Here is a 24,915-nt window from a genome sequence, read left to right on the forward strand (position 1 = left end):
GTGGATCTCGAGAATCACGCGCAGCAGGCGGTGGCCCGGTAGGGACCAGGGGTGTACCGGCAGCTCATCTGGAACCACCGACAACCCGATGGTGCACCAGTGAGGCGCATGCGTCGAGGGTTGCCATCAGACCCGTGAGCCCGGTCGGAGCCATGGAGCCGACACCCGAGGTGGACGCCGCCGGCTCGACCTCGACATCGGGCTCGCGCAGCAGGCCGCCACCGACGTCACGCAGGGCTGAGGCGAAGTCGGTGGCCAGCGGAGCCACCCCGCAGGCCCGCAGCCCGCCGACGCCGGCGGCACCGGCTGACTCACCCGATAGGAATCCCACCGTGAGCAGCGACCGCATCGGCAGGTCGCCGAGCAGACCGCCCCCACCGGAGACGTGCTCCAGCAACTCGGGGTTGCTGGCGGCCAACTCGTTGAGGTAGGCCCCGACTCCCTCCCGATCCAGGTCGTCGGTCTCGATCAGCCCCGCAGAGACCAGTTCGCCGCCCAACTCCACCTGCGGGGCGAAGTAGCCCACGGCCCGCCCGGCGATCGCACCCAGGGTCTGGTACGCCGCCACCTGGAGGTCGTCGATCCAGCGGTACGTCTGGACCGTGGCCCGCAGGACGACGGCGTCCGCGTCGAGCTCGATCGCGCGGTTAGCCAAGCCGTGCTGACCCGTGGTGGCCGATCGGATGTCCTCCTCGGCACGCGCTGCGCTGGCGCCGGAGAGTTCGGTGCTGTCGAGGAAGGCCGGGTCGTGAAGGATCCGGGCTCCGAGGGCCGCGCGGGCTCGCATCAGCCCACCGGACTCGTCGAACAACCCCGCCAGTCGGGTCATCCGGTCATAGCGATCGGTGAGGTCGGCAGACGCGCGCTCGCGCGGACCCGGTGTCCGGCTCTCCGTCATCGCTCGACCTCCGCGAGGGCGGGGGTCAGGTCCCCGGCCAGGTCGTTCGGTCGGACCGGTCGGACGTCGACCCAGAGTGCGCCGTCCCGCTCGTGGGTGCGCAGCGATCGCCAACCGTCGGCGAGCAGCGTCCACGACACCACGCCGGTCACCGTCTCGGATGCCTCGCCGGCGGGTCGGCGGGGATCGGCATCCACTCGAGCCACCATCGCGCGCAGCCGCCCCCGGGCCTCGCCGCTGAGTGCCTGCAGGATCCGCACCAGGTCGGGCTCCCGCAACAGCGTCCCGGTCACCTGGGCGGCCAGCACCGGTAGGAGGTCGGATCGACCGGAGCGAATGGCCTCGGCGGCCGCGTCCAGGAGCTCGAAGGGCAGGTCGATGCGGGGTGCCCCTGAGGGGGCGAGCCTCAGGTGCTCCGGGATCATCGCCGCCCGGCTGAGTTCCTCGGCCCACTGCGCCGCCGGGAACCAGGCGAGTTCGAACACGACACCATCGGCGGTGGCCAGCGAGGACACGGCGGTGCCGCTCTGCCGGTGCCACGCCTTGACCTGGGTGCCGGGTTCGTCGGCCTCCGCTCCCGCAGCCACGTCCAGATCGACCGCGACCGAGGGAGTGGCGAGCAGACCGACCGCACCGATCAGGGCGGCATCCATCTCGTCGCCGACCATCAATCCCCGCCGGGTCAGGCTCGCCTCGGGCTTGCGCAGGGACGCGAGTGCGGCGGCGTACGCCTCGGCTTCGCGACTGCCGCGAGTCTGGCCCAAGCGTCCCTCGAGCCCCCTTCCGGATGCGCCGCCGAGTGTGCCACCGACCGACGGCTCGTCGGTCGACCCAGAAGGGGTCTCGAACGGCAGCGGGGCTCCGCCGGCGGCCCGGGCCACCAGGCGCAACTCGGGCAGCGTCAAGGTCACCCGCCGCGGCAGGTTGTCCAACGGTCCCCCGGTCGGGGGGAGCGGCGTGGACAGATCGACGGTCGCCATAGTCAGAGCCCCGGGATCTCGAGCGTGAGCCAGTCGCGGTGGCCCGTCGGCGGCAGCGTCAGGGTGACGAGAGTCAGGTCGTCGGGATCGGGGTCGATGGGACGGTCGGGCTGCTCGTCGTGGCGGGCCCCTGCCGCCATTCGGGATCGAGCCTCCTCGACCAGGCGTCGCCCCTTCCTCTCGCGGGTCGCGATGGCCTCGGTCCGCCGGTCGACCTCGGCGAGGTGACGTTCGAGGGTGACCGCGGCGGTCTCGTGCCGCGCAGCAGCGGCGCGCAGGTGGCTGGCGCGATCGCGGACCCTTTCCCGCATCGAGTCGGCGGCTCTGCCGACCCACCCGATGGCCTCGGTTCGAGCCACGAGTTGATCCGCGAGCAGGCGTACGTCGGTCCCCTGCTCGCGCAGCGCAGCGGCGTACCGGCGCATCTGCTGGGTGTCGCCGTACATCCCCGGTTCGAGTCCCTTCCCCTGGCTCGTGGCTGGTCGGACACGATCGTCCCACGAGACCCGCTGACAGGCGGCCTGCGTGGAGGCAAGATGGGCAGGAAGGGTCGAGGTCGTATCGAGGTTGCAGGAGTCGGGTCATGGGGACAGTTAGCGGCGTACGCCGTATGCGCGGTCGAGGAATCGCAGCCGGGTTGGCGATCGGGCTGATCAGCAGCGTGCTCGCCGGTCAACCCGCCCAGGCCGGCGCGCCCGCGCCTGTATCGGCGTCTGGGCCCGCACGTGCGGTGGTGGCCGGTCCAGACCTCGCGAGCGTCGTACCCCTGGCCGGCGCGCTGAAGAAGCGCCAGAAGTCGAAGAAGCGTCGCGCCATCTTTGTGGGCAACAACTGGGACGGCACCGCCGACGTCCTCGACCCGCGGACCCTGCGCCGACTCGGCACCCTCAACGTCATCCCCGACTACGCGGAGCGGATGCGGGAGATCATGACGAACCCCTACGACCTGGGGTACTTCCTCGCCATCCGCACCCTGATCGGCGAGGGCCACGACCAGTTCGTCGACGACATGTACTCCTCCAACAACGGCAAACTCGTCGTGATCTCCCGGCCCTCCTTCGCCGACGTCGTGGCCATCAGCCTGAAGACGAAGAAGATCGTGTGGCGCTTCGAGGTCGCCGGCGAACGCTCGGACCACATGGCGATCTCACCGGATGGCAAGACGGTCGTGGTCAGCGCCTCGACCGGCAACGTCGTGCACGCGTTGCGAGTCCGCGACGGCAAGGAGGTCGGCCGGTTCGCCTCGGGCGGTTCGCCGCACGAGAACGTCTACATCGACGGGGGCAAACGGATCCTGCACGCCAGCATCGGGATGGTCTACTCACCCCTCGACGACCCCGCGCTGGACGCCACCAAGGACGAGCGGGTCTTCATGATCGTCAACGCCAAGACCTACAAGGTCGAGCGCCGATATGACCTGCGCAAGGCCCTCGATGACCGTGGCCTGACCAAGGTGAGCACCGCCGTACGCCCCCTGACGCTGTCGCCGGATGAGAAGCGCATCTACTTCCAGGTCTCGTTCTTCCACGGCTACCTCCAGATGTCGCGGAGGACCGGGAAGATCACCCACGTACGCCGCCTGCCCAACCTGGTCCCGAACCTGCGGCGCGAGGAGTACCTCCTCGACTCCGCCCACCACGGCATCGCCGCGAACCCCGACGGGGACCGGATCTGCGTCGCCGGCACGATGTCCGACTACGCCGTCGTGGTGGACGTGAAGTCGCGCACGAAGGAGAAGTTGGTCAAGCGCAAGAACGGCAAGCCCTACTGGGTCACGCCCAGCGCCGACGGCCGGTTCTGCCTGATCTCGTGGTCGGGGACCGACCAGGTCTCCAAGATCTCCTACCGGACCGGCAAGGTCGTGCGGAACAAGCGCGTGGGCGACCACCCCCAGCGGGTCCGCAACGGCTTCATCCGCAAGGGCTTCGTCAAGCGACTCGGCATCAACAAGCCGACCCTGGCCGCCATCCCCTGAGCGCGAGTCGGCGCTTGTTGACTCTCGTTTCCGGCCGAGTCGGCGCTAGTTTTTGAAGACGCGCCGACTCGGGCGTCGTACGGCGTCAAGATGCGCCGACTCACGCGTTCTGCAGCGTCAAGATGCGCCGACTCGTCGCTACGCCCAGGTGCGGCCCAAGCGGTCGAGCGCCTCCTCGATCTCGGAGCGCTGACCGGCGAAGCTGAACCGCACGAAGCGGTGCCCGTCGAGGGTGTCGAAGTCGACGCCGGTCGCGATGGCGACCCCGGTGCGGGCCAGCAGGTCCTTGGCGAAGGCCATCGAGTCGTTCGTCAGGTGCCCGACGTCGGCGTACACGTAGAAGGCGCCGTCGGCCGGGGCCAGCTTGTCCAGCCCCAGGTGGGGGAGCCGGTCCAGGAGGAGGGACCGGTTGTCGGCGTACCGACGGACGTGGGCGTCGAGTTCGGCGTACGACGACTCGGTGAACGCCGCCACGCAGGCCCGTTGGGCGATGGTGGGCGGGCAGATCGTGAAGTTGCCGGTGAGGATGTCGACGCTGCGGCGAAGCCGGTCCGGGACGAGCATCCACCCGATCCGCCAGCCGGTCATGGAGAAGTACTTCGAGAAGCTGCCGAAGACGATCGCGTCGCGATTGGTCTGCCAGGCGCTGCGGGCCAGGGACTCCCCGCCGGTCAACGGGGCGTACTCGACACCGTGGTAGATCTCGTCCGAGAGCAGCTGGACCCCGTGTTCGGTGCACCACCGGGTGAGAGCGGCGAGCTCATCCGGCAGCAGCATCGTGCCCGTCGGGTTGGCGGGGCTGGCCAGGATCAGACCCTTTAACCCGTGTTCGGCGTGGGCGGCGGCGACCTGCTCGACGGTGGGTTGGAACCGGTTGTCGGGGCCGGTGGGCAGTTCGACGATCTCGAGGCCGAGGGCCTCCGCGACGTTGCGGGAGCAGGGGTAGCCCGGTCGGGCGATGGCGACCTTGTCGCCGATCTCGAAGGCGGCCAGGAAGGCAAGGACGAAACCGCCGCTGGATCCGGTCGTGACGATCACCTCGTCGGGATCGACCTGGATGTCGTAGACCCTGCGATGGTGACCGGCGATGGCCTCCCGTAGCTCGCGGATGCCGGCGGCGGGGGTGTACCCCAGCGACTCACCGGAGCTCAGCAACCGGATCGCCTCCGCGTTGACCGCAGCAGGGGCGCCCGAACTCGGTTGCCCGGCCAGCAGGTTCACCAGGTCCCCGTGGCTGCGCGCGCGGGCCTCGGAGGCGGCCAACAGATCCATCACGTGGAAGGGCGGTACGCCGGCACGACTGGCGACCTGGAAGGACGCGGGGGTGGGACTGATCATGGGGTGAACCGTAGCCGGACGCCGAGTCGGCGCTAGTTGCACAAGATGCGCCGAGTCGAGCCCCTCAGCGCGTCAAGTAGCGCCGACTCGCGGGTCAGCGGTGGGCGGCGGCGTGCCGCCCGGCACGCCGACCGAAGTAGGAACCCTCACCGAGTTGGGTGCCCGAGCAGTAGGACTTGCCATCCTGGGCCAGGTTCGAGGCGCAGGCGCCCGCGGCGTACAACCCGCTGATGGTGGACCCGTCGGGACGTTGGACCTCACCGTCGACGCTGACGCGCATGCCGCCCAGGGTGAACCCGGCGTACAGCGCCTTCCCCAGACGCATGTCGAACACCGCCCACGGCGCCACGCCCTGCGAGGCCAGCCACTCGGGGGCCTTGTGGAAGTCCTCGTCCTCCCCGGCCTCGACCATGGAGTTGTAGCGCTCGAGGGTCGCGGCCAACGCGGTCTCGTCGATCCCGAGGCCGACGGCCATCTCGGCCACGGTCTCGTACCCGTCGAGGAGCGGGACCAGCGGCATCTCGGGGTACTCCACGTGTTCGGAGTCGACGATGAGGTACGCCGCCGACCCGGTCTGCTCCATCACGAACTGGGACGTGCGGGAGTGGTAGGAGTCCTCCGCGACGAAGCGCTGCCCCTCGCCGTTGACGATCAGGCCACGCACCAGGGAGGACGGAGGGTAGACCGGAGCGGTGATGAAGGGCTCGTTCATGTGCTTCAACTCCGCGCCTACCGACGTCCCGAGACGCAGGCCCAACCCGTCGTCGTACGTCGATCCGAGGGTGAAGATTTTCGTGTTCGCCAGGGCGGGGGTGTGCTCGGCCAGCATGTCCGGGTTCATCACGAACCCGCCGGCGGCGATCACGACCGAGGCGGCGGCCACGACCCCGGACTGGTCGAAGCTGCGCCAGGCGAGCCCCACGACCTCCCCGGCATCGGCCACGACCAAATTGGTCGCACCGGTCTCGAAGCGCACCTCGACGCCGGCCTCGTCGATGCGCTCGCGCAGCAGATCCATCACGATCCGGGTGCCCTCGGTGTCCCCGGGAACGGGCACCTTGTGGCCACGGGGAGCGGGCCGGGCCTGGTCGCGGTAGGGCCAGACCTTCTCGTTGCCGGTGAACATGAGCCCCTGGGTGCCGGGCTGGATGACGGCCTTCTCCGGGTAGTAGGAGCGTTCGAACTCGAAACCGAGTGTCTCCAACCAGTCGAAATGTTCCACGGAGTCGTCGCAGTAGAGGCGGACCTTCTCAGCCTCGGGGTCCTTCGCGGCGGCCATCAGGTAGGCGTACATCTCATCGGCGCTGTCCTCGTGCCCGGTGGCCTGCTGCACCGCGGTCCCGCCGCCGAGGTAGAAGTGACCGCCCGACATGCTCGACGTGCCCCCGTGGACGGCGGCCCTCTCGAGAAGCAGCACCCGCGCCCCGGCCCGGGCCGCCTCGAGCGCCGCGCACCCGCCGGCGATGCCGAAGCCGACGACGACCACGTCGTACCGCTCCACTGCGGGGTTCGCCAGGGTCGAGTCGGGCAGGACCTCGGGGATGGCTGTCCCCTGCTTCACGTCAGACATGGGGGCCAATCTAGAACATGTTCCAGTTTTCCTCGCGAGTCGGCGCTAATTGATCGCGAGAATCGCTCGAGTCGGCGCTACTTCAACAAGACGCGCCGACTCGCGGGGCCGGGACCCACTAGACTTATCCCCGATGGATCGACGCCCGCCGACACCCGCCAGCAGGTTCCCATGAGCTTCGACCTCGAACAGCTCGACACTTTCTTGCTGTGGGGGCCTGCGGTCACCCTGTTGGCCATTCTCGCGGTCCGGGTTTCCTCCCGCTCGGGGTTCCCCACGCTGCTCATCTATCTAGCCATCGGTATCGGGCTGGGGGAGTCCGGCATCGGGATCGGTTTCGAGGACGCCAAGCTGGCCCACGCCCTGGGGTTCGCGGCCCTCGCGCTGATCCTGGCCGAGGGTGGCCTGACCACCAACTGGCGTGAGGCCAAACCGTCCATGCGCCTGGGGTTGTCGCTGGCGACCATCGGGGTCGGCGCCTCGATCACCATCGTGGCCATCGGGGCCCATTTCCTGCTCGATCTGCCCTGGGAACTGGCGGTTCTCCTCGGAGCGGTCACCTCGCCCACCGACTCCGCCGCTGTCTTCTCGGTACTTCGCAAGGTGCCGCTGCCTGCTCGGCTGAGCGGTTCGCTGGAGGCCGAGTCCGGCTTCAACGACGCACCCACCGTGGTGCTGGTGACCCTGATCTCGACCGGTGCGGTCGCCGAGAACGGCGCCCTGGGCACCTTCGGGATCGTGCTGTTCGAGTTGGCGGTGGGGGTGACGATGGGTCTGGCCGTCGGCTTCGGCGGGGCCTGGGTCATGCGACGCGCCGCGCTGCCCGCCTCCGGGCTGTACCCGATCTCGGTGTTGACCCTCACCTTGCTGGCCTACGGCACCTCCGCCGGCCTGCACGGCAGCGGGTTCGCAGCGGTGTACGTCGCCGCACTGGTCCTGGGCAACTCCGAACTGCCGCACCGGGCCGCCACCCGGTCCTTCGCCGAGGGGATCGCTTGGCTCTCCCAGATCGGGCTGTTCGTGATGCTGGGCCTGCTCTTCTCGCCCGGCCGAATCACCCTGGAGACCGTCGGGGTCGCCATCGCCGCCGGGCTGATTCTCACCTTCGTGGCCCGCCCGATCTCGGTGCTGATCGCCGCGATCGCCCAACCGATGCCCTGGCGAGAGCTGTCGTTCATCTCGTGGGCCGGCCTGCGTGGCGCCGTCCCGATCGTGCTCGCCACCATCCCCCTCAGTGAGGGAGTCGACGGCTCGGGTCGACTCTTCGACATCGTGTTCGTCCTGGTGATCGTCTACACCCTGGTGACCGGTCCGACCCTGCCCGCCGCGGCACGGGTACTCCGGGTGGCCCGACGCTCCGAACCACGCGACCTGGAGCTCGAGGTGGCGCCCCTGGACCGGGTCGCGGCGGACATGCTGCAGATCACGATCAGCCCGGTCTCACGTTTGCACGGCGTCGAGGTCGGGGAACTGCGGCTCCCGCCAGGAGTATCGGTCTCGCTGATCATCCGCGACGACGAGACGCTGGTTCCCGAGCGGCGTACCGTCCTGCGACACGGGGACGAACTCCTGGTGGTCAGTCCCCGGAAGGTGCGGGAGAAGACCGAGCGGCGGTTGCGGCAGGTGAGCGCCCGCGGACGCCTGGCCCAGTGGTTGGTCGAGGACTGACTAGAGCGCCGGGTCCTCGAGCACCGGGGCCACCGGGGGACTGCAGATCGACGTGTCCTGCTTGGCCTTGAAACCCTTCCGGCCCTTGCGCAACTCGTCGAAGCGGTCACCGACCACCACGTTGACCCCGACCGCCACGGTGTCGCGGCGAACGATGGGCGGATCGGTGCCCAAATAGGTCGCGACCAGGCGTACGTCGGGGTTGTTGGGTTCGTCGGTCCAGATCTCGACGCGACGGACCTCGGTGCCATCGGGGGCATCGAGGGCGTCACCACGCCCGAAGCCGACGTCGGCCAACTGGCTCATCGTCCGGCCCGCCAGTCCTGATCGAGAGCCGGCGTTGAGGACGCTGACCGTCACCTGTTCGGGGAAGATCTTCTCGCCCTGGTCGATGGCCACATCGGTGCACACCGGCGGTTCGGCGCGGTTCGGGAACGGCTCGGTGACCGCCGAGAACCCGTAGGTCACGCCGAAGAGGAGCAGGCCGACGAGGACAGCCAGGGTCAGTGTCGTGCGCAGGCGGGAGATCAACATGATGTCGCCAGCCTAAGGGGCGAGGGCGCTGCTGGCTGCTCAGTCCGGCAAACGGTGCACGCGGGCGTGCAGGACGTTGCGCTGCTGGAGCGCCGCCCTCAGAGCGCGATGAAGACCGTCCTCGAGGTAGAGATCGCCGCGCCAGAACACCACATGGGCGAACAGATCGCCGTAGAACGTGGAGTCCTCGTCGAGCAGCGCGACCAGTCGCAGGGTGTCCTTGGTGGTCACGAGTTCGTCGAGCCGGACCTGGCTCGGGGGAACCGCGGCCCAGCCGCGGGCGGTCAACCCGTGGTCGGGGTAGGGACGTCCCTCGCCCACCCGTTTGAAGATCACCGAACGACTATAAACGCGACCACTGGTCTGGGCGGGCTCCGCGGCGTCGGGATTTGGCTTTAGGTTGGTGGTCATGACCGACAACCCGATCGTGCAGGCAGTCGCTCCCGGCTACACCTTCGAGGGACCGGCGCTCGAACTCGGCGGGCTGATGCTCTCCGCGGACGAGTTGTCCGAGACCCGGATCCGCATCCCTCTTGCGATGGTGAACCGTCACGGACTGGTGGCCGGAGCGACCGGGACCGGCAAGACGAAGACCCTGCAGTTGCTGGCCGAACAGCTCAGCGCCAACGGCGTACCGGTCTTCGCCGCGGACATCAAGGGAGACCTGTCCGGTCTGGCGACCCCCGGTGAAGGGGGCGAGAAGATCGATGCCCGGGCGGCCTCGGTCGGTCAGACCTGGGAGGCGACGGGCTTCCCGGTCGAGTACTACGCCATCGGTGGCCAAGGAATCGGGATCCCGCTGCGGGTCACGATGAGCGCGTTCGGACCGACTCTGCTGAGCAAGGTCCTGGGTCTGAACGACACCCAGGAGTCCAGCCTGGGCCTGGTCTTCCACTACGCCGACCTCGCGGGCTTGCCGCTTCTGGACCTCGCCGACCTGAGGGCGGTCGTGGGTCATCTGGTCAGCGACGAGGGCAAGGACGAACTCAAGGAGTTGGGCGGACTCTCATCGGCGACGGCCGGGGTGATCCTGCGGGAGCTCATCAACTTCCAGGCCCAGGGCGCCGACGCCTTCTTCGGTGAGCCGGAGTTCGACTCGGCGGATCTGTTGCAGGTCACGCCGGAGGGCAAGGGGCTGATCTCGCTGGTCGAACTGCCGAACCTGCAGGACCGGCCCGATGTCTTCTCCACCTTCTTGATGTGGCTCCTGGCCGATCTCTTCCACGACCTGCCTGAGGTCGGCGACATCGACCGGCCGAAGCTGGTGTTCTTCTTCGACGAGGCGCATCTGTTGTTCAAGGACGCCTCGGACGACTTCCTCGACCAGATCGCTCAGACCGTCCGGCTGATCCGGTCCAAGGGGGTCGGGGTGTTTTTCGTGACGCAGAGCCCCACCGACGTCCCCGACGAGGTGTTGGGTCAGCTCGGGTCACGGGTCCAGCACCAACTGCGTGCCCACACCCCCAACGACGCCAAGGCGCTCAAGGCCACGGTCAACACCTACCCGACCAGTGCCTACGACGACCTGGGTGAGGTCATCACCAGCCTTGGAATCGGCGAGGCCGTCATCACCGTCATGAACGAACGAGGCGCCCCGACCCCCGTGGCGTGGACCCTGTTGCGGGCACCGCTGTCCCTGATGGGGGCCAGCGACCCGGCGGCCATGGAGGCCGTCGTCCAGGCCAGCCCACGGCACGCGAAGTACGCCGTTGCGATCGACCGCGAGTCGGCCCGCGAGATGCTGGCCGCCAAGCTCGATGCCGGTGCGGCCAAGGCCGAGGAGGCTCAAGAAGCCCAGGCTGCTGAGTCTGAGGCGGCCGAGTCCGAGAAGGCGAGTGAGCGGAAGATTCCGGTCCCGAAGCGAACCTCGACCTCGAAGAAGTCCCAGCAGGAGGACGGCGGGATCGTCTCCGACGTCGTGCAGTCCCGGGCGTTCAAGAATTTCATGAGTACCGCGGCCCGCGAGATCGCGCGGGGGATGTTCCGGACCGGCCGGAGGTGAGTTTCACCGGCCGGCCGGTGAAACTCATGGTTGGACGAGAAAACTTCATCGTCCAACCATGAGTTTCCTCGTCCAACCTCCACGCCCCACCAGTGCCGGGGTCAGGCGGTCCAGCGGATCGCGTCGTCGACCAGGTCCGCCAGCGCGTGTACGCCGCGCAGGTCGTCGCGTTGGTCCATCAGTTGGGTCAGGCCCTGGGCGTGGCGGTTGATGAAGGCGTAGCGACGCTGCAGGACATTGTCGAAGTCGTCGGCGGGGGTGGCCTGGTGGGTGGTGGTGTCCATGAGTGGGACCCCTCTCTCGCAATTGCGGGTGCTCGGAGGGGTAAGCGTGACCGGCAGATGTCGCCGGGAGATGGACTGCTGGTTACAAGCATGTTCCACCGGCTGTGACGTGCATCCCAGTTCAACTGGGGCCTGCGTTCAGCTGTTCTCGACCGAGCCCATCCAAGGGCCGACCGAACTACTGACAGTACAAAGCCGAATCGGTCGAAATCGGCCGATCCGAACCGATTTCGGACCGTTCTGTCAGTACTTCGGCGACCACTTGGTCGCTCACAGCACGAAGTCGTCCCAGCCCTCCGCCAGATACTCCACGAAGGACGGGCCCACGGACTCGGCGAGCAGGTGCTCCCGGGAGACCGGCGGGGTCACACTGACGAAGCCGGCGTCGGCACTGGCCCGGATCGGGAAGTCGTGGTGCAGGATCGCGGCGGTGCCGATGGTGACGAAGTCGGCGCCGTGCTCCACACACCAGCACGCGTCGCTGGTGCTGAGGATCTTGCCGGCGACGCCGAGGGCGGTCTCGCCACGAGGCAACGCGGCGAACCGGTCGATCACCAGGTCACCCTCGGTGTCCTTGCCGTAGACGTCCCACAGGGACATGTCGAGGTAGTCGATCAGTCCGCACGTCATCGCGCGCTCCGCCACGGCCAGACCCTCGTCCAGGACGATCCCTGCCCCCTGAGGCGTCAGGCGCAGGCCGAGTTGGAAGTTCGGCCCGGTGCGCGCTCGGATTCCTTCGAGCACGTCGAAGAGCACCCGGCTACGGTCGGCCAACGATCCGCCGTACCCGTCCTCGCGCAGATTGTGTCGCCCGTCGAGGAACTGCCCGATCAGGTAGCCGTGGGCGCCGTGCACCTCGACCCCGTCGAAGCCGGCCCGCTCGGCCCGCTCGGCGGCGGCGACGAAGTCCTCGATGGCCTGCTCCACCTCGGCCGTGGTCAACGCGCGGGTCTGCTTCGCCTGGTCGTCCCACGGCGCGACGTTGTCCCCACCGTGCAGGGCCGGGTCCGAGCGTCGACCGCCGTGGTGCAACTGCACGGCCGACCGGGTCCCGGTGGCGCGCAGACCGTCGGCGAGGCGGGTCAGCCCGGGCAGGTGCTCGTCGCGAGAGACACCGAGCTGTCCCGACCACGCCTGACCGGCAGGAGCGACGTACGCCGCGCAGGTCTTGGTCAGTCCGAAACCTCCGGCTGCCCGGCGAACCAGGAAGGCGTACTCGTCCTCGCTGAGGGTGCCGTCCCCGTGACTCTGCTTGTTCGTCAGCGGGGCCAGGAAGAAACGGTTCGACACCGGCTCCCCGTGGGGCAGTGCGAGAGGGTCGGCGAGGGTCTTGTGTGTGCAGTCTGGGTCCCGGTGAGTCACACGGACCAGTGTCCCAGTGGGTTCCCAACGCTAACCTCAGGCCCCATGACGACACCTGAGGACCTCGAGGCGATCAAGCAACTGAAGTACCGCTACCTGCGAACGCTCGACACCAAACAGTGGGAGGACTTCGAGGCCTGCTTCCTGCCCGAGGCGACCGCGGACTACAACGGCCTGGTCTTCGAGGACCGCGATGCCCTGGTGACCTTCATGCGCGAGAACATGGGGCCGGGCATGTTGACCCTGCACCAGGTCCACCACCCGGAGATCGCCGTGGACGGAGACACGGCCACCGCGCGGTGGTACCTCCAGGACAAGGTCATCATCGAGGAGTTTCGGTTCATGCTCGAGGGCGCCGCGTTCTACGAGGACCGCTACCGCCGTACGCCGCAGGGCTGGCTCGTCGAGCACACGGGCTACCGCCGCACCTACGAGATGACCTACAGCCTCGACGACCTGCCCGGGCTCAAGATCAACGGACCCGGAATCCACACGCACTGATCTGGCCAGGACGGCGGCCGTGAGGGACAGCCGGGGTCAGGCCACGCCCAACCCGGCCCGCATCTTCTCCCGGACCTCGACCACCTCGGGGTAGGCATCGAAGAACTCCAGCTTCTCCTCCAGAACCGTCCCCGGCTCGACGTCGCGTTCGACGTCCCCGTCGGTGACGGTGAAGGGGGCGCCGTCGTCGAGCACCCATTCGGCGAAGACCTCGGCGACGTCCTCGGTGGGGATGGTCGCGGCGTACTCGGTGGGGTACTCGTCGTCGAAGTACTCCGAGTCATCGTCGTACTCGAACTGCGTGAAGTAGTCATAGAGGTAGGAGCCCTCGATCGGGCACTCGGGACTCGCGTAGACCTCGCACTCGATCACGGCGTCCGACTCGAACTCCTCATCGGTCAACGGCGTGATCTGACCGGCGCGCAGGGTGAGCAGGTGGCCGAACTCATGCACCATCGTGCGGTCCAGCGTGGCGCCGGCCGAGGGGCCGGTGGTGTCCAGAGCGATGTAGGTCTGCTCGAAGACCGGGATGCCGTCGTCGTCGGCGGGATGCTGCATGGCCCCGTCGGTGCCGTCGGAGGCTTCCTGGTCGATGGCCACGAAGTGCGTGACCTCGGGGCGGAGCTCGGGTGGGATGACCTCGGCGAAGCGCTCGAACACGGCGAGGTGCTCGGGGTCGGCGTCGCTGCGCAGGGTGTCTCCCTCGAGGATCTGATAGACGTCGAGGACGGCGAGGCTGTCGTCGTCGAGGTCGATCTCCTGCTCGGGTCGCGGGGTCTCGGGGACCTCCGCAACGGGGGTCTCGGATCCCGACGCTGCGCTGGAGTCCTCGGCCGCCGCGGTCGGGTCGTCGCTGCCGCACGCAGTGAGGAGCAGGGTGGCGGCGAACGCGGCCGCGAGCGCAGGAGACTTCACAACAAACCTCGGCTTCTGGGTCGCATCGACCCAGTGGGGCGCTGGGACGGCCCCCGCGCGTCGGCGCAGACTACTGCCTGATCGATCGCCCTGCCCCCAGCGATCTAGACCGGCTCACAACGTCATCTCGGTCCAGGCCATCTGCAGGGCCTCCACACCGCGGTCGCGGGTGACCAGTCGTCCCCGCCCGGCCGGGGCCGCCTGCGGGCGCAGGTTGCCCAGCAGCGGGCCCTCGTCGGGGTTGCCCGACAGCATCAACCCGGGCATGGCCAGGTCGCGCAGGGATTGGATGACTGGTTCGTACAGCGCACGAGAAGCGCCACCGGTACGACGTGCCACCACCACGTGCAGCCCGACATCACGGGCCTGGGCCAACAGGGGTTGAAGCTGCGCCACCGGGGAACTCTGCTGGGTCGCCACCAGGTCGTAGTCGTCCACCACCACGAAGACCTCCGCGCCGGTCCACCAGGACCGGCTCCGTAGCTGCTCCGGGGTCACGTCGGGACCCGGGATCCGGCTCTCCAGGTAGTCCGCCAGATCCCGCAGGGCCGGCTGAGCCTGGGTGGCCGAGGTCAGGTAGTTGACCTGGTACTCCTCGGGCACCTCGCCCAGCAGCGAGCGCCGGTAGTCGACCACGACGATCTGCGCCTCCTTGGGGGTCCGGGTGCGCATCACCTCCTGGACGTAGGCGCGCAGGACCGAACTCTTGCCGGACTGGCCGTCGCCGAGGATGAGCAGGTGAGGCTCGGTGTCGGGGTCCACCGAGACCGGGGCGAGTTCCTTCTCGTTGATCCCCAGCAACAAGCGCTGGGCGCCCGGCGCGACGGGTTGGGCGCCGGGCTGCGCGGCGGCGCCGGCCATCTGGCGCACCTGATCGAGTCCGATCAGCTCGGGCAACAACCGGAGCTTGGGCCCGGCCGGCCCGCGCCACGCGGCGGAGATCCGATGGATGAGGGCCTCGACCCCGTCGCCGAGAGTCTCCGCGTCCGGGTCGCCGTCCAGTCGGGGCAACGCGCCGAGGAAGTGCAGTTTGGTGACCGTCAGTCCCCGCCCGGGTCGCCCGTTGGGCACCAGCGCAGCGACTTTCCGGTCGACCTCGGAGTCCATGGGGTCACCCAGCCGCAGCTCGAGCCGGGTGCCGAGTTGGTCGCGCATCGCGGCCCGGAAGTCCGACCAGCGCGCAGCGGCGGTGACGATGTGCAGACCGAAGGTCAACCCCCGGCTCGCCAACTGTTGGATCTGCATCTCGATCTCGTCGAAGTCGGCGCGCAGGGTGCCCCAGCCGTCGATGACGAGGAAGACGTCGCCGTACCCGTCGTCGGCGCGACCCTGCGCCCGTCGGGAGCGGTAGGTCTCGATCGAGTCGATGCTGTTGCCGCGGAAGTAGGCCTCCCGCCGGTCGACGATCCCGGAAACCTCGGCGATGATCCGACGGATGACGTCGGGCTCGGAGCGGGTGCCGACACCCGACACATGCGGCAGTTCGGCCAGCGGGGTGAAGGTGCCCCCGCCGAAGTCGAGGACGAAGAACTGTGACTCGGCTGGGGTGGTCGTCAACGCCGTGGCGGTCACGATCGTGCGGAGCAGGGTGCTCTTCCCGCTTCGGGGGCCGCCGACGACTGCGACGTGCCCGGAGGCTCCGCTGAGCTTGACGCTCAGGGTGTCCCTTCGCTGCTCGCGCGGCCGGTCGACGGTGCCGAGGGGAACGCTCAACCCGCCCTGAGCCCGCCAGTACGGCGAAACCAGACCGAGCTTCGGATCCTCCACGAGGTCAGGCATCAACGCATCGAGGGTGTCGGGCACGTCGAGCGGCGGCAGCCAGACCTGATGGGCCGCGGGTCCCTGGCCGACCATGTGCTCGACCGCGACGTCGAGCAACGTCTCCTGGCTCTCCTGCTCCGCAGCGGCCCGAGTGGCCAGCCCCACATCGGGGTCGCTGGAGTCGTCGCGGTCCTCGTGCTGGTGGAGGTCGAGGACCTCGGAGATCGTGAAGGGCAAGATGCCTTGGACGTGTCCACCTTCGTCGCGGCGTACGCGCGCTCGGTTCGGCGGTGGGCCGGAGACGTAGGCCGCCTTGAACCGCACCATCGACGTCGGATCGGGCTTGAGGTACCCCAACCCGGGGACGGCCGGCAGCTCATAGGCGTCGGGTACGCCGAGCACTGCGCGGGACTCTTGCGCACTGAAGGTGCGCAGCCCGATCCGGTAGGACAGGTGGGACTCCAGGCCACGCAGACGTCCCTCCTCCAACCGTTGGGAGGCGAGCAGCAGGTGCAGTCCCAGCGAGCGACCCAATCGACCGATCGCCACGAACAGGTCGATGAACTCCGGTTTGGCCGACAGCATCTCGGAGAACTCGTCGACGACGATGAACAGCGACGGCAGCGGGGCCAGGTCCTCGCCGGCCGCCCGGGCCTTCTCGTAGTCGCGGACCGAGGCGTAGTTCCCGGCCTCGCGGAGCAGTTCCTGGCGTCGCACCATCTCCCCGGACAGGGCATCCTGCATCCGGTCCACGAGGGTCAGTTCGTTGGCCAGGTTGGTGATCACCGCGGAGACGTGCGGCATGTCGGCCATGCCGGCGAAGGTCGCACCACCCTTGAAGTCGACCAGGACCATGTTGAGCTGCTCGGGGGAGTGCGTCATGGCCAGTCCGAGCACCAGGGTGCGGAGGAACTCGGACTTCCCGGACCCGGTGGCCCCGATGCACAGACCGTGGGGGCCCATGCCCTGCTGGGCGGACTCTTTGATGTCGAGGTGCACCAGGGCACCGCCCTCGCCCAACCCGATCGGGGTCCGCAACCGGTCACGGGCCGGCCGCGGACGCCAGGCCGGCGTCGGTTCGAAGCGGCGGACGTCGCCGAGTCCGAGGAGATCCATGAAGTCGCTCGGGCCGGTGATCTCGCCGGAGCCGGTGTCCGACGCTCCCGAGGAGACCGTGCGCAGTGGCATCAGGCGTCGGGCCAGGGCCTCAGCGGTCGCGAGGTCGCACTGATCGGCGTGAGCGCGCACCGGATCCTGACGCAACAGCAGGGCCTCCATCGGGACCCTTCCCTGTGTGGCAGCAGGCCCACCGGCGGCGGTGTCGGTGATCTGCAGGCGCAGCCGGGTGGAGTCCTCGAGCGCAGTCCAGCGTTCGGGGAGATCGATCAGCGTCACGCCGTGCAGCCCGTCGGGCGGAACCACGTGGTTGCCCGGGGGGAGTTCGACACCGTCGATGATCAGCATGATGTGAGGGGTGGGGGCGAGTTCGTCGGCGCCGAACCGGGGTCGCTCGCTGAGGTCGGTCGGCAGCAGGTCGGCCAGTTCGCTCAACGAGGTGGTCACCATCCGGCTGGCTCCGACGGCGTCGGACCGGCGCTGGCTCTGCGCGTGCGGCAGCCACTTGATCCAGTCCCAGTGTGCGAGGTGTTCCTCAGCGGTCAGCACCGCGATGAGAAGCTGGTCCGGCGACTGGAAGGTCGCCCCGGAGCAGATCAGCGCCCGCGCCAGCGCCCGGGCGGGCCCCTCGTCGCCGCAGATCTCGATTCGGTCGAAGGCCCGCAGATCGATCGAGGCTGGCAGGTCGGGTTGCATCCGGTGTACGGTCAGCAGGCGGTGGAGGGCGGAGGCTGCCGCCGGGTCGACGTCGTCGATGGGTGCCCCCTCGGGAGGCACCAGCTCCAGTGCGAGGGGCTGGGCGCAGACGCCGTAGCGGACCTGGAGGAACTGCGCGTCGGTCGACGAGTGCTCCCACACCCGGGACCGATCCTCGGCCAGGGCGGGCAGTGAGCGGGGTTCGGGGTGATGCCACGTCAGGGCGCGTCGTTGCTTGTCCGCCGCGTCACGGGCCATCGCGCGGACCCCGGCCAGGTAGCGCAGATACTCGGTCCGGGAGCCGGTGACCTGCTGGGTGCGCTGCTTCCGTTGCCGATCGATCTGGACAAAGATGAAGCCCAGGGTCGCGAACAGGAACATGCCGGCCGCAAGGAAACTGCGCCCACCGTTGCCGCCACTTCCGCCGATGCTGGCGACCACCACGATCGAGCCGAGGCTCCCGAGCATCGGGATCGCGTTCATCACCACACCCGAGGCGCCCTCGTTGGGCTGGATCGCCGGCGGCGCCTGGAGGGTCATCGATCCGCCGGGCATGGTCGGCTCGTCGACCCGTGCTCCTCCGAGGGTGGTGCTCACATCGTCCCGATTCCGTCGCGCTGGTTGGTGCGCCGATCGTAGGCGACGGGCACCGACACCGCGCGGAAGCTTGTCGGGCCTCGTCGGACAGGGCTTACGCTGACGCCGAGTGCGAGGAGGTCTCGGTGAGCGCGACGCAGTGGACCAACGATCTGATCAGGGAGCCGACCGGGGGTCCGGTCGGCGGCTGGGCCGTGGGTGACAGCCTGATGATCAGCGTGCACGGGCCCGCCGGATCGATCGACCTGGTGGTTCCCTCGGGTGCCACCGGCGTCGATCTGTCCCGCGAGTACGCCGAGCAGGCGGACCTGTCCTACCGTCCCGCCATCGTCGACCGGCACGGCCATCCCCTCGCGACCGAACCACTGATCGACGCGGGGGTGACCTCGGGCTCGGTCCTCGTCGCGCTGTCGCCGCCGGGTGGGGGCGAGTCAGGGAGACGTACGCCGTTGTCGGGCGCTACTGACGACTCAGGTCCCGGCAGGAGCGAATCCGGAGCAGTGGGAGCACTCGGGTTCTCGTTCGGTGCCGCCTGCGCCGGTCTCGCCGGTTGGTACGCCGCCTCCCAGCCCGCGGACGGGACCACGGTGACGGCCACGCTCGTCCTGCTCCTCGCTGGCGCGGTGTTGGGCCTGCTGCCCATCGGTCGGTACGCCGCCCAACGGGTCGCCGTCGCGCCGGTCTTCGGCGCCGCTGCGGCCTTCGCGGTGGCCTGGGACCCCGACCCGGTTCGCCTGCCCACCACTGTGGGGATCGCCGCCCTGGCCGCGGCGGTCACAGCGGCGGTGGGCAGGGCGTTGGCGCCGCACGCCGAGGAGGTCCTCCGCGTGTGGATCCTCTCCGGGGTCGGGCTCTTCGTGGTCGCCACCGGTGCCGCGCTGCTCGACCTCGACCCCCAGGTGGTCTGGGCGGTCCTGTTGCTCGCGGCCATGCTCGCCGCGCGCTTCGTGCCCGGCGTCGCGATCGACGTACCGGATCAGTTCCTGTTGGACCTGGAGCGGCTGGCGGTCTCCGCCTGGTCGGCCCGGGACCGACCCAGGGGTCGCCGGGGTCGGATCGTCGTGCCGAGGTCCGCGATGGAATCCGTCGCACGCAGCGGCACCCGTCTGCTCACCGCCTCCAGCGTGGCCGTGCTGGTCGTGGCGGCGGCCTCGGCACCGCTCCTACTCACTTCCGCCACCGCCGAGTTCGACCGGGTCGGGGCCCGGTGTCTGGTCGGGTTCGCCGGGGCGGCACTCCTACTCGCAGCGCGCAGTTATCGACACCGAGCGCCCCGTGGATTCCTCCGGGCGGCGGGCCTGGTCTGCTCCGGAGCGCTGCTCGCGGACCTCGTCCGCGACTTCGACGCCAGCATGGTGACGACCATCGGGGTGGTCGGGCTGGCCGTCGGCACGACCGTGGTCCTGGCGGCGGTCGCCACCGGTCGTGGTTGGCGCTCGGCGTGGTGGTCGCGACGAGCCGAGGTCGCCGAGGGCCTGACCGCTGCCCTCGCCCTTGCCTCTCTGGTGGTCGCGTCGGGGGTGTTCCGCAGTCTCATCGAGCTGTGAAAGTCGATGTTTAACCACCCCGAACGGGGGTATCACCCTCAGTGTCCGGACGCCAGGCCGGACCCCCACGGCAAGCACCACACGAACAGGCATCAGCACCAGCAACGCGACACCCACCACCGTGCGGCCCGGCTGCACAGAACAGGAAGCGTCACCATGACTACTGGACACAACGAGTTCGGCCAAGGCGAAGGCACCCTGACCAGGGCGGCCTCCATGGTCACCGATGCCAAGGCCGACTTCATGAGCATCAGCAACCAGATGACCGGGAAGCTCCAGGGCATGTCCGGTCAGTTCGTGGGTCAGGGTGGCACCGCCTTCACCCGTCTGCACACCGCATGGGCCGAGCGTCAGCGGACCATCGTCGGCGCCCTCGACGACTTCGCCGAGTCCCTCACCCTGACGGAGAAGGACAACCTGCAAACCGATGAGGTACAGAGCGCGTCGATGACGAGCCTGGCCAACCGGCTCGGCTGAGTCACCTCCACGCCGATCAGACGCCACCCATCGCAGACCAACCGCTGAACCGCTGAGCACCACACCCACGACTTCAGGAGCACCGACCATGTCCGAGATCCGCATCAACCACGCCTCACTCCAGCAGGCCGCCGGCGACATCCGCGCCACCATGGACCAGATCCAGACCCGTCTGGAGAACCTCGAGAAGGAGCTCGCCCCGCTGCGCAGCGACTGGAACGGTGGCCAGAAGGACGCCTACCACCAGTCCAAGGCCAAGTGGGACAACGCCATCAACGAGATGAAGCTGCTCCTCAACGACACCCAGCGTGCGGTGGAGGAGTCCAGCGCGGAGTTCACTCGGGCCGACGCTCGCGGTGCGGCCAAGTTCGGCGGCTGACCGCTTCCAACGGTGCGCCTGCGCCAGGGGGATCGACCCGGATCGGGGGGTCGATCCCCCGATTGCGTCTGCTGACCCCCGCTCGCCCGGGGCCAGCCGCGTCCGTCGCGGGTTAGGATCCCCGCGGGTTCGCGGCGACCGCGTGCGCCCGACCCGTTGCCCCCCGACATCCTTCTTCGAGGAGTTCTCCATGACCCAGGTTGCGGCCGGTGCCTCGGGACTGATCCGGGTGACGGTGACTTCTGGATCCCGCCGGGTCGATCTGGTGCTCCCCGGTGCGGTGCCCGTGGCGGAGTTGGTGCCCGAACTCGCGCGCAGCGTGGGTCTGCTCGACCCGGGGACGGTCTACGCCGGCTACCGCGTGGTGACCTCCGAGGGCCGGCAACTGGCCGACGACTCGGGGTTGACCATGCAAGGGGTCGAGGACGGTGGGCTGCTCACCGTCAGCGCCGGTGTGGATGACACCCCCGAACGCATCTACGACGACGTCGTCGAGGCGATGACCGATGTGGTCGAGAACGACCTCAAGCCGTGGGAGCCCGCGGCGGGTCGGCGTACGGCCCTGGTTGCTGCGAGTCTCCTGATGAGCCTCGGGGCGGTCGCCCTGCTGATCCAGCGTGATGCGCCGCTCGCGGCAGCCGCCGCAGCGGTGGTCTCGGCGGCGCTGGCCGCCGGCGCCATCGTGCTCTCCCGGGCGCAGGGCGAGGCTGAGGCGGCCGTGGCGGTGGCCTGGATGTCCGCGGGGTACGCCGCCGTGGCCGGCCTGCTCTTCGCCCCGGGGACCGAGCTGTCCTTCGGACTTCCCTCGGCATACGCGGGTGGGGGCGCCCTGATCAGTGGTCTGATCTGTCTGATCGGATTGGGTCGGAGCAAGGCGCTGGTGTTGCCGCCCGCCCTGGTGGGGGCGATCCTGCTGGGCGCCGGGCTCCTGAGCAACGGTTTCGACCTCGCTCCCGCGCAGGTGCTGGTCGTGGCCCTCGCCTTCGTCGTCATCGTCGGCAGCGTGTTTCCCTGGCTCGCGCTCGGTATGACCGGCACGAGCGTCGAACAACTCTTCACCCCCGCCGACATCACCGCCGATCCGGCACCCATCGACCCTGACCGGGTCGCCGCGGACGCCCTGGTCGCCCACGAGATCCTGCTCGCGATCTCGGGCACCGTCGGACTGTTGCTCGTCGTGGTCGCCCCCCTCGCGGTCGGCCTGGGAATCACCGGTCTGGCCCTGGCCGTGGTGGCGTCCCTGATCGTCATGCTGCGCACGCGTCAGTACCGCACCGGCTCGGAGGTCCTGATCGGGCTGACCTCCGGGGTCCTCGGCGTCGCGGCCGTCGCGGTCGCGGTCCTGTTCTTTCGCGAGGAGTGGCATGGTCCCGCTGCGGTGTTGCTGGCCGGGACCGGTGCGACGCTCATGGCGGTGACTCTGGTGCCCTCGCCGCCCTCGGTGCGGCGAGGACGGCTGGGTGACGTGGTCGAGACCGCGGCGCTGTTGTCCCTCCTCCCGCTGCTCGTCGCATCACTGGGTCTGGTGTGATGACGCGCCCCGGTTCGCGCTGATGGCCACCAAGAAGGACCTGGTCGAGGCGTACTCCTTCAGCCGCCGGCGCTTGGTCACCGCCTTCGTCTCGGGCGCCCCCGGGGGGCGTGAGGTGGAGCCGGCCCGGCCCGGTCGTTCCCTGATCGGAGGTGTCGCGCTCACCGTTCTGCTGCTGGCCGGCGGAGCCATCGGCGGCTTCTTCTCCGACCGGCCGGGGGCCGACTGGAAGGACCCCGGGCTGGTGCGCTCGGAGGCGGACGGCCAGAACTACGTCATCTTCGACTACCCCGAGGACGGCGAACCGGAGTTGCGCCCGGTGATCAACTACGCCTCGGCGCAACTGATCTTCGGGTCGGCGGTGGACGAGGTCGACGAGGTGTCCGAGGAGGACCTCAAGGAGGTCAAGCGAGGAGCGCTCATCGGGATCCTCGGTGCCCCCTCGCCGGTGCCGAGGGCTGAGGACCTGATCCAGCGGGGGTGGACGGCCTGCACCGACGACGGTGCCGGCATCCGTGCGAACCTCGCGCGCACCCCTGCGGTCGACCCGGCCCCGAGGGGTGGACTGGTGGTCCGCGCTGGCGGGACGACGCACCTGATCGCGGAGGCACAGGAGCAGTTCGAGGACAACACGCTCGGTCCCCGTCGCGCCTACTCCTACCGCCTGGGCCAGGACCGCGACCGAATCCTTGCGGGGCTCGGGATCCCCACGTCGGATCCGGTCGAGGTGCCGGCGACCTGGCTGCGACTCTTCCCCGCCGGCGGTCGGCTCGACGCCTCCAGCATCCCCCTCCCGCAGGCGGGGAAGGAGTACACCGGCGACGGTGCGCAGGACCTCCCCGGCGGGAGCCGGATCGGCGACTACTACGAGGTCGGTGGGCTGACGCTCGTCCTCACCGCCTCCGGTGCCGCGGAGCTCAGCGAGTTCGCAGCCATCGTCTACACCGGGACGGCGCAGGGCCCCGCCAGCCGTCAGCCGCGACCGTTGGCCGTCGACGGCGCCCCCGGCGTCCCGTCGGTCGACCCGCCCTACCGCTCGGCGCGCTGGCCCGAGGGGACCCTCGAGGACGTGACGGGGTCCTACTGCGCGGTCCTCGAGCCCGGTGACGAGGCCCCGGTCGTGCTGTTGGCCTCGAACCCCACCGATGAGGCAGCACTGCCCGAGGAGCTCGCCCCCACCCTGAGCGACCCGGTGGTGGAGCCGGGCTTCGGCGCCCTGGTCCGCTCCGGAGGTTTCGACAACCCGAACCAGGGGGAGCCGCACCTGATAGACGACCGGGGCTTCGACTACGAACTCGTCGGGCCCGACGTGGCGGCGAATCTCGGTTTCGCCGACGTGGACGCCCCCGTCATCCCCGACTCCTGGCTCGACCTCTTCGACCGCGGGGTGTCCCTGTCGGTCGACGCGGCCCTGTGTCCTCCCGCCCGCGACCCGCGTGCGCCGACGTGCGACCAGTGATGCCGGTCCGACTCGGACTGGCAGCCGGGCTCATCGGCGTGCTGGGGGCGACCCCGGTGCTGGGCATCGCGCCGGCGTACGCCGATGGCTCGGACTGTTCCCAGATCCGGTCCGATACGGCCTCCGAGCCGACGACCACGCCGAGCGAGGCGCTGGCATCGCTCCAGATTGCGCGGGCCCAGCAGCTGCTGGCCGACCGCGGGACCGCCGCTGGCCGAGGCCAGACGGTCGCCGTCCTCGACTCGGGGGTGGCTCCTGCTCTACGGGTGATCGACAGCCACCTCACGGCCCGGACGCAGAGCATCGACGACGCCCAGGGGACAGCGTTGGCCGGCCTGATCATGGGACTGGCGTCGGAAGGACCCGCGGGCGCGGCGGAGGACGAGTCCGACCCGCCGACCATCGGGATCGCGCCGGCCGCCGCGGTGGTCGACGTACAGGTCTACGACGCTCTGGTCCCGGACGACGGTCAGGCAGGGGTGGAGCTCCCCCGGGTGGTCGCCGGACTCGAGTGGGTGGCGGCGAACGCCCGACGCCTGAGCATCGACGTCGCGAACGTCTCGGTCACCCTGCGTAGTCCGGACCCGACCCTCGAGACAGCCGTGCGCGCGGTCCGCGACGCAGGGGTGATCGTGGTCGCGAGCGCCGGCGACCTGCCCGCCGCAGAGGAGGCCGGTAGCGAGGTCTTCCTCGACGAGGAGGGGCAGATCCGCCCCGGCATCGACGCCCGGGACTACGTCTGGCCCGCGGGGTACGACGACGTGGTCGCGGTGAGCGCCTCCGCCCCGCCGGGTGAGGACTCGGCCGCCTCGGTGCTGCAGAACTCGCAGATCGACATCGCGGTCCCGACCGCCGGTGGGGTGAGCTACGGGCTCAACGGGGCGACCTGTGCGTTGCCCGAGACCTCCAGCCGGACCGCGGCGGCCCAGATCAGCGGGATCCTGGCGCTCATCAAGTCGGCCTACCCGAAGGAGAGCAACGAGCAGATCCTGGCGCGGCTCTACGGCACGGCCACCGGGGGCGGGTCACGAGCATCTGCCGGGGTGGACCCGACCCACGATCTACGCAGCGGCGCCGGGATCGCCCAACCCGTCGAAGCGCTATTGCGCCCACTGAGCCCCCGCAAGGACGGCTCGGTCGACTCGGTGGACATCGCCGAGGAGATAGCCGACGCCGTCGTGGCCGCGGACGAGCCGGATGTCCTGGCCCAGGTGCGGGAGGACGCGGTCTGGTTCGGTCTGCTGGCGGGTGGTCTGCTCGCCGTCGCTCTGCTGTTGCGCCCGGTGCTGTCGCGGCGTCGCTGACCCGTCTCGTCCGCACGAGTT

21 protein-coding genes are annotated in these 24,915 nt (G+C 69.4%); 10 read left to right on the top strand and 11 right to left on the bottom strand.

Annotated features, from left to right (window positions below; all coding sequences use genetic code 11):
- Nucleotides 1-64: 64 nt before the first annotated feature.
- From ACYVLV_RS05805 to ACYVLV_RS05815, 3 genes are read right to left on the bottom strand one after another with little or no spacing between them, the layout of a single operon-like run.
- Entirely contained in the window at nucleotides 65-898 is an 834-nt protein-coding gene (locus ACYVLV_RS05805) for a hypothetical protein (RefSeq protein WP_460808402.1), read from the bottom strand.
- On the bottom strand, nucleotides 895-1,878 hold the full coding sequence (locus tag ACYVLV_RS05810) for a hypothetical protein (protein WP_460808403.1): 984 nt from the start codon (nucleotides 1,876-1,878) through the stop codon (nucleotides 895-897). Before ACYVLV_RS05810 ends, ACYVLV_RS05805 begins: the two co-directional genes overlap by 4 nt.
- Nucleotides 1,879-1,880: 2 nt before the next feature.
- Nucleotides 1,881-2,324 carry a hypothetical protein gene (locus tag ACYVLV_RS05815; RefSeq protein WP_460808405.1) on the bottom strand — a complete coding sequence of 148 codons (444 nt, stop codon included), beginning with the start codon at nucleotides 2,322-2,324 and terminating at the stop codon, nucleotides 1,881-1,883.
- A 137-nt stretch (nucleotides 2,325-2,461) separates the two neighbouring features.
- Between ACYVLV_RS05815 and ACYVLV_RS05820 the strand changes: the two genes are divergently transcribed.
- Complete coding sequence (locus tag ACYVLV_RS05820) at nucleotides 2,462-3,853, top strand: YncE family protein (protein ID WP_460808407.1); 1,392 nt, start codon at nucleotides 2,462-2,464, stop codon at nucleotides 3,851-3,853.
- Nucleotides 3,854-3,991: 138 nt separating this feature from the next.
- On the opposite strand, the gene ACYVLV_RS05825 is transcribed toward ACYVLV_RS05820, so the two are convergent.
- Both ACYVLV_RS05825 and ACYVLV_RS05830 read right to left on the bottom strand, forming a co-directional pair.
- On the bottom strand, nucleotides 3,992-5,191 hold the full coding sequence (locus tag ACYVLV_RS05825) for a pyridoxal phosphate-dependent aminotransferase (protein ID WP_460808409.1): 1,200 nt from the start codon (nucleotides 5,189-5,191) through the stop codon (nucleotides 3,992-3,994).
- A gap of 94 nt (nucleotides 5,192-5,285) precedes the next feature.
- Nucleotides 5,286-6,761: an FAD-binding protein gene (locus tag ACYVLV_RS05830; RefSeq protein ID WP_460808411.1), complete on the bottom strand. Its 1,476-nt coding sequence runs from the start codon at nucleotides 6,759-6,761 to the stop codon at nucleotides 5,286-5,288.
- Between the two features lie 171 nt (nucleotides 6,762-6,932).
- Between ACYVLV_RS05830 and ACYVLV_RS05835 the strand changes: the two genes are divergently transcribed.
- Complete coding sequence (locus ACYVLV_RS05835; RefSeq protein WP_460808413.1) at nucleotides 6,933-8,429, top strand: potassium/proton antiporter; 1,497 nt, start codon at nucleotides 6,933-6,935, stop codon at nucleotides 8,427-8,429.
- On the opposite strand, the gene ACYVLV_RS05840 is transcribed toward ACYVLV_RS05835, so the two are convergent.
- Both ACYVLV_RS05840 and ACYVLV_RS05845 read right to left on the bottom strand, forming a co-directional pair.
- The gene (locus ACYVLV_RS05840) at nucleotides 8,430-8,963 is read right to left on the bottom strand and encodes a LytR C-terminal domain-containing protein (RefSeq protein WP_460808415.1); all 534 of its coding nucleotides are present in this window, start codon (nucleotides 8,961-8,963) and stop codon (nucleotides 8,430-8,432) included.
- A 39-nt stretch (nucleotides 8,964-9,002) separates the two neighbouring features.
- Nucleotides 9,003-9,299: a type II toxin-antitoxin system VapB family antitoxin gene (locus ACYVLV_RS05845; RefSeq protein WP_460808518.1), complete on the bottom strand. Its 297-nt coding sequence runs from the start codon at nucleotides 9,297-9,299 to the stop codon at nucleotides 9,003-9,005.
- A 73-nt stretch (nucleotides 9,300-9,372) separates the two neighbouring features.
- Between ACYVLV_RS05845 and ACYVLV_RS05850 the strand changes: the two genes are divergently transcribed.
- Nucleotides 9,373-10,965: a helicase HerA-like domain-containing protein gene (locus ACYVLV_RS05850; RefSeq protein ID WP_460808417.1), complete on the top strand. Its 1,593-nt coding sequence runs from the start codon at nucleotides 9,373-9,375 to the stop codon at nucleotides 10,963-10,965.
- 101 nt (nucleotides 10,966-11,066) lie between these two features.
- Here ACYVLV_RS05850 and ACYVLV_RS05855 read toward each other — a convergent pair whose 3' ends face one another.
- Both ACYVLV_RS05855 and ACYVLV_RS05860 read right to left on the bottom strand, forming a co-directional pair.
- Nucleotides 11,067-11,249, bottom strand: coding sequence for a hypothetical protein (locus tag ACYVLV_RS05855; RefSeq protein WP_460808418.1), 183 nt, complete (start codon nucleotides 11,247-11,249; stop codon nucleotides 11,067-11,069).
- Between the two features lie 270 nt (nucleotides 11,250-11,519).
- Nucleotides 11,520-12,539: an NADH:flavin oxidoreductase gene (locus ACYVLV_RS05860; RefSeq protein ID WP_460808419.1), complete on the bottom strand. Its 1,020-nt coding sequence runs from the start codon at nucleotides 12,537-12,539 to the stop codon at nucleotides 11,520-11,522.
- 117 nt (nucleotides 12,540-12,656) lie between these two features.
- Here ACYVLV_RS05860 and ACYVLV_RS05865 point away from each other — a divergent pair, with 117 nt between their 5' ends.
- Nucleotides 12,657-13,112, top strand: a complete 456-nt coding sequence (locus ACYVLV_RS05865; RefSeq protein WP_460808420.1) for a nuclear transport factor 2 family protein — start codon at nucleotides 12,657-12,659, stop codon at nucleotides 13,110-13,112.
- Nucleotides 13,113-13,148: 36 nt separating this feature from the next.
- Here the strand turns inward: ACYVLV_RS05865 and ACYVLV_RS05870 are convergent, their stop codons facing one another.
- Both ACYVLV_RS05870 and eccCa read right to left on the bottom strand, forming a co-directional pair.
- Nucleotides 13,149-14,027 (bottom strand): hypothetical protein, encoded by an 879-nt coding sequence (locus ACYVLV_RS05870; protein ID WP_460808422.1) that lies wholly within the window; start codon nucleotides 14,025-14,027, stop codon nucleotides 13,149-13,151.
- Nucleotides 14,028-14,141: 114 nt separating this feature from the next.
- On the bottom strand, nucleotides 14,142-18,197 hold the full coding sequence (eccCa, locus tag ACYVLV_RS05875) for a type VII secretion protein EccCa (protein WP_460808424.1): 4,056 nt from the start codon (nucleotides 18,195-18,197) through the stop codon (nucleotides 14,142-14,144).
- A gap of 125 nt (nucleotides 18,198-18,322) precedes the next feature.
- On the opposite strand from eccCa, the gene ACYVLV_RS05880 reads away from it, so the two are divergent.
- The 6 genes from ACYVLV_RS05880 (at nucleotide 18,323) to ACYVLV_RS05905 (ending at nucleotide 24,894) form a co-directional block, all read left to right on the top strand.
- Entirely contained in the window at nucleotides 18,323-19,744 is a 1,422-nt protein-coding gene (locus tag ACYVLV_RS05880; RefSeq protein ID WP_460808425.1) for a hypothetical protein, read from the top strand.
- A 156-nt stretch (nucleotides 19,745-19,900) separates the two neighbouring features.
- Nucleotides 19,901-20,221, top strand: a complete 321-nt coding sequence (locus ACYVLV_RS05885; protein WP_460808427.1) for a WXG100 family type VII secretion target — start codon at nucleotides 19,901-19,903, stop codon at nucleotides 20,219-20,221.
- Between the two features lie 88 nt (nucleotides 20,222-20,309).
- A complete protein-coding gene (locus ACYVLV_RS05890; RefSeq protein WP_460808428.1) occupies nucleotides 20,310-20,600 on the top strand; it encodes a WXG100 family type VII secretion target in 291 nt (96 codons plus the stop codon).
- Between the two features lie 190 nt (nucleotides 20,601-20,790).
- Complete coding sequence (eccD, locus tag ACYVLV_RS05895) at nucleotides 20,791-22,131, top strand: type VII secretion integral membrane protein EccD (protein ID WP_460808429.1); 1,341 nt, start codon at nucleotides 20,791-20,793, stop codon at nucleotides 22,129-22,131.
- A gap of 22 nt (nucleotides 22,132-22,153) precedes the next feature.
- Complete coding sequence (locus ACYVLV_RS05900) at nucleotides 22,154-23,590, top strand: type VII secretion protein EccB (protein WP_460808430.1); 1,437 nt, start codon at nucleotides 22,154-22,156, stop codon at nucleotides 23,588-23,590.
- Nucleotides 23,590-24,894 carry a S8 family peptidase gene (locus ACYVLV_RS05905; RefSeq protein WP_460808431.1) on the top strand — a complete coding sequence of 435 codons (1,305 nt, stop codon included), beginning with the start codon at nucleotides 23,590-23,592 and terminating at the stop codon, nucleotides 24,892-24,894. Before ACYVLV_RS05900 ends, ACYVLV_RS05905 begins: the two co-directional genes overlap by 1 nt.
- Nucleotides 24,895-24,915: the final 21 nt, after the last annotated feature.

Source organism: Nocardioides salsibiostraticola, assembly GCF_054783655.1.

What these genes read in the sequence shown, in the direction of transcription:
- ACYVLV_RS05825 (WP_460808409.1), bottom strand. Translation starts at nt 5,191, where the DNA reads ATGATCAGTCCCACCCCCGCGTCCTTCCAGGTCGCCAGTCGTGCCGGC.
- ACYVLV_RS05855 (WP_460808418.1), bottom strand. Translation starts at nt 11,249, where the DNA reads ATGGACACCACCACCCACCAGGCCACCCCCGCCGACGACTTCGACAAT.
- ACYVLV_RS05900 (WP_460808430.1), top strand. Translation starts at nt 22,154, where the DNA reads ATGGCCACCAAGAAGGACCTGGTCGAGGCGTACTCCTTCAGCCGCCGG.
- ACYVLV_RS05805 (WP_460808402.1), bottom strand. Translation starts at nt 898, where the DNA reads ATGACGGAGAGCCGGACACCGGGTCCGCGCGAGCGCGCGTCTGCCGAC.
- ACYVLV_RS05820 (WP_460808407.1), top strand. Translation starts at nt 2,462, where the DNA reads ATGGGGACAGTTAGCGGCGTACGCCGTATGCGCGGTCGAGGAATCGCA.
- eccD (WP_460808429.1), top strand. Translation starts at nt 20,791, where the DNA reads ATGACCCAGGTTGCGGCCGGTGCCTCGGGACTGATCCGGGTGACGGTG.
- ACYVLV_RS05835 (WP_460808413.1), top strand. Translation starts at nt 6,933, where the DNA reads ATGAGCTTCGACCTCGAACAGCTCGACACTTTCTTGCTGTGGGGGCCT.
- ACYVLV_RS05850 (WP_460808417.1), top strand. Translation starts at nt 9,373, where the DNA reads ATGACCGACAACCCGATCGTGCAGGCAGTCGCTCCCGGCTACACCTTC.
- ACYVLV_RS05810 (WP_460808403.1), bottom strand. Translation starts at nt 1,878, where the DNA reads ATGGCGACCGTCGATCTGTCCACGCCGCTCCCCCCGACCGGGGGACCG.
- ACYVLV_RS05890 (WP_460808428.1), top strand. Translation starts at nt 20,310, where the DNA reads ATGTCCGAGATCCGCATCAACCACGCCTCACTCCAGCAGGCCGCCGGC.
- ACYVLV_RS05885 (WP_460808427.1), top strand. Translation starts at nt 19,901, where the DNA reads ATGACTACTGGACACAACGAGTTCGGCCAAGGCGAAGGCACCCTGACC.
- ACYVLV_RS05865 (WP_460808420.1), top strand. Translation starts at nt 12,657, where the DNA reads ATGACGACACCTGAGGACCTCGAGGCGATCAAGCAACTGAAGTACCGC.
- ACYVLV_RS05840 (WP_460808415.1), bottom strand. Translation starts at nt 8,963, where the DNA reads ATGTTGATCTCCCGCCTGCGCACGACACTGACCCTGGCTGTCCTCGTC.
- ACYVLV_RS05815 (WP_460808405.1), bottom strand. Translation starts at nt 2,324, where the DNA reads ATGTACGGCGACACCCAGCAGATGCGCCGGTACGCCGCTGCGCTGCGC.
- ACYVLV_RS05905 (WP_460808431.1), top strand. Translation starts at nt 23,590, where the DNA reads ATGCCGGTCCGACTCGGACTGGCAGCCGGGCTCATCGGCGTGCTGGGG.
- ACYVLV_RS05830 (WP_460808411.1), bottom strand. Translation starts at nt 6,761, where the DNA reads ATGTCTGACGTGAAGCAGGGGACAGCCATCCCCGAGGTCCTGCCCGAC.